3 protein-coding genes are annotated in these 3,559 nt (G+C 29.8%); 1 reads left to right on the top strand and 2 read right to left on the bottom strand.

The genetic code is table 11. The annotated features are described in order from the left end of the window. On the bottom strand, positions 1–1,088 hold a 1,088-nt coding region (locus JJE11_RS16650), incomplete at its 3' end, for an alanine dehydrogenase (RefSeq protein WP_291637638.1). 359 nt (positions 1,089–1,447) lie between these two features. On the opposite strand from JJE11_RS16650, the gene JJE11_RS16645 reads away from it, so the two are divergent. Then, positions 1,448–2,218, top strand: coding sequence for a hypothetical protein (locus JJE11_RS16645; RefSeq protein ID WP_291637637.1), 771 nt, complete (start codon positions 1,448–1,450; stop codon positions 2,216–2,218). Between the two features lie 37 nt (positions 2,219–2,255). Here the strand turns inward: JJE11_RS16645 and JJE11_RS16640 are convergent, their stop codons facing one another. Next, positions 2,256–3,455, bottom strand: coding sequence for a DHHA1 domain-containing protein (locus tag JJE11_RS16640; protein ID WP_291637635.1), 1,200 nt, complete (start codon positions 3,453–3,455; stop codon positions 2,256–2,258). Positions 3,456–3,559 lie beyond the last annotated feature (104 nt).

Genomic DNA, 3,559 nt, shown 5'->3' with positions numbered 1-3,559 from the left:
GCTCTGTATATTGCTCTATTAAAATAATCATTACTATACATACCAAAATCCTTAGCATCATGTTGTATAAGATTTTGTACAATATATATAAGTTGTTTGCCATATAAATCCATGCAAGCTTCTGGGTTAACTCCTGGCCATGCATTACAACCTACTACTGTTCTTTTATTTAATGATTTTGAAGACTTTGGCACATTATTATATGCCTCATCATCATCAGGGTAAACAACAATTTTGTCCAGTGTTCCGTGTGGTATACCTTCTATTGCCTTCACCTGAACAGGATATACATCTGTTAAATATGGGTCTGATGTTAAATCTAAAATTATAGAATGTTGCTTTAAATATCTTAATAATTCATTACTAACAATATATTCTGTTGCATCACCTCTAGTAGTTGCATCTACTAAAATATCTGTTTCTTTTAGAATTTTCATCATCTGTTTTTTATTATTAGTTATACTTCTAGGCAGCATCTTAACAAGTACACCTTTAGTTTTCTCTCCAAGTAGGGCTTCAGCCTCTTCATTATTTCCATATTTCCCTGCTAGCCTTGCTGCTGTTAAACCAACTCGTCCCATTCCCATTATACTGACAATTATAGGTTTTCTCTCTTTAATGCTTGCATTTTCATAACTTTTCGACAGTTCAGTAAATGCCACACTAATTCCATTTCCTGAAGTTCCCTCATAATTTACAACGATTCTTTCAAGAAAATCATTTCTAATAGAGTCCATAGAAACAGCAAATATGCCTTTTTCTTTAAGCTTTTCTACTCTAGTAGCTCTAGTTTGATAATGGAGCATACTCAGTAGTGTACTGCCTTGTTTCATATATTCAATTTCTTCAAACTCTGGTGACCTTAAAACTACAACTATATCTTTTTCATAACATTCTCTTTTAGATACAAATTGTATAGTCGTATTATATTTTAAATAATCTTCGTCTACATAACCTAAAGCCGAGCCATATCCTTCTTCAAGAAATATTTGTACCTTATCATTTTTGAGTACACCAAAAAAAGTTGGTAAAAAATCCCTTTTCTCATTTATTTCTTTATGCATTCTTGGAAAACCTATAGTCTTCAATAATATCATCCCCCTATTATTTGTCTGGTGGAGATAACACTTATTAATTGTTATCTCTCCTCCTATTCCTTTGTGGTACAAAAAAATTATCAACCGATAACATCGTTAAGCTATTTACTATTAAATTTTCTTTATATTAGAGATTTAGATATAACAATAAAAGAATTTTTTTGAAATGCTTAAAACCTTGAAAGTATTTATATTTAAACTATTTTTGAAGCGTTGTAAGACTGCCAGTTACTAAGTTTTTGACAAGTAACAATCCGCATTGTATAATTAAGTTGTTACTTGGTATAATTTAATTATACATTGCAAATCGTAAGTTTGCAATACTATTTTTTAGGAGGTTGTATTTATTTATGAAATATTTTTTAGATACGTATATTAAACGCCCAAATTTCGACTTCATTTTAACTATGGATTGCGAAGGATACAATTTCGATAAAAACTTAAAAAGCAATGTAGGTCACTTAGAAAGGCTATTAAAATTAAACTCAGAAAATAATATATATACTCTTTTATTTATAACTCCATACTTTGCGGAAATGATGAATGAATTACATCTAATAGAAAAAATAAAAAATAATTATAAAGTTATTTTTGGCCTTCATATTCATCCTAATAATATGCCAGAATGTATAGAGGAATTATGTCCATTTATAAAAAGCGATGAAGATTTAATATCATACTACACTTATGATCAGCAAAAGCTTATAATACAGCATTGTTACGAATATATTACAAAACTCGGTATAGAACCTATTGAAGCTTTTCGTGGAGGGTATTTTTCAATAGATGATAATACTGAAAAAATATTATCAGAGATAACTACCATAAAGTATGAATCTCACAATATTTACAGACCTGAATATAAAGTAACGAAAAATATATTAACGTCTTTACCCGTTTACGCACAAAATGAAAATGAAGAGTTAAGACTTGAATATTTTAATATTGAAAAGCTTTCAGAAATGCTCAGAAATGGAATTAAGGAGAATAAAAACTTATTTGGAATAACTCATAGTTACTTATTAGATCCAAATGATTTTCATTATAATCGTGATAATATAGAACCAGATATTCATGAACGAATGAAGATTTTAATAGACATAATAAATGAAAATAGATAAACCCTTCTCAAAGTGGTTTATCTATCAATGTATTCTTTTATTTTATTAACATTTTCAATTTTATTATGGCAAAATCCATGGCAGAATTAAGATTAACATTCATTCCTGCCCCTTGTGCTAAAAACTGACTTCCACCGCCTCTTCCATCAATATGTGACAGGGTATCCTTTAATAAATCATTCATATTAATACCTTTAATGTTCTTAGACGCAGAAAAGATTAAGTTTACCTTTTCTTCGTCTTTCACTGCCATTAATGCTATGGTATTCTCCTTCAAAGCTAGTTTTGTAGCTACCTTACTTACATATTTTACATCTTCACAATCATATATTTTTTTTATTACTGTGTAGCTGCCTATTTTATTTGGATTTTCTATCATAGCTTTTAGTTCAAATGAAGCTACTTGATCACTTATTCTCTTATTTTCATCCAATGTAGCTTTTACCTGCTCCTTTAAATTCTTGATGCTTTTTATAGCCTCTTCATCGTTACAACTTAAGTATCTACATATATCAGACAAAAACTTATCCTTCTTTAGCGCGCCCTCAATTGCTCTACTACCTGATACAAACTCGACTCTAGTAGCCTCCTTATGCTTTTCCCATCTATTTATTTTTATCATTCTAAGCTCCTGTGTAGACTTTGGGTGAACTCCACAGCAAGCACTAATATCTAAATCTCCAATTTTAACAATCCTTATTTCTTCATTTGTTTTTGGCAAATCTCTTCTTAAATTTAACTCTTTTAGTTCTGTTTCTTCTGCCACAAAAGATTGAACATTAATATTTTCTCCAATAATCTTATTTGCATATTTTTCAACGGCCATGATTTTCTCTTCATCTAAATGTCCTTTAATATCTACTGTACTAACATCATTTCCTAAGTGAAAACTTAAAGTGTTTGCATTAAATAATTTAAAAAAGCATCCCGAAAGCACGGCTTGACCTAAATGCTGATGCATTCCATCTTGTCTTCTTTTCCAATCTATAGAACATTTTACGCTATGCGTTTTTATAAACTTTTGCTTTGTAACATGATAAACAACTCCATTTTCTTCATAAACCTCACTAACCTGGCTACTGTCTATTTTACCCAAATCGCAAAATTGTCCACCACCGCCTGGGAAAAATGCTGTTTTATCTAGAACCACATGATAATACCCATCTTTTTCCTTTATCTCTAAAACCTCAGCTGTAAATTCCTTTATATATCCGTCTTCATAATAAAGTTTTTGCATAATCTACTTCCTTTTCAATTAGTATCTTCATTTTTACTTATAAATTTTCAAGTATTTCACAGATATTTTTTCATTATTTCGTCTATTGTTCCATCCTTTTTAAG

This window comes from Clostridium sp., assembly GCF_016650095.1.
In the GTDB taxonomy this organism is placed as follows: domain Bacteria; phylum Bacillota; class Clostridia; order Clostridiales; family Clostridiaceae; genus Clostridium_AD.
This window is presented reverse-complemented; position numbering and strand designations above follow the sequence as displayed.

Excerpts from the sequence above, each read along its gene's own strand:
- JJE11_RS16645 (WP_291637637.1), top strand. The coding sequence starts at position 1,448 with ATGAAATATTTTTTAGATACGTATATTAAACGCCCAAATTTCGACTTC.
- JJE11_RS16640 (WP_291637635.1), bottom strand. The coding sequence starts at position 3,455 with ATGCAAAAACTTTATTATGAAGACGGATATATAAAGGAATTTACAGCT.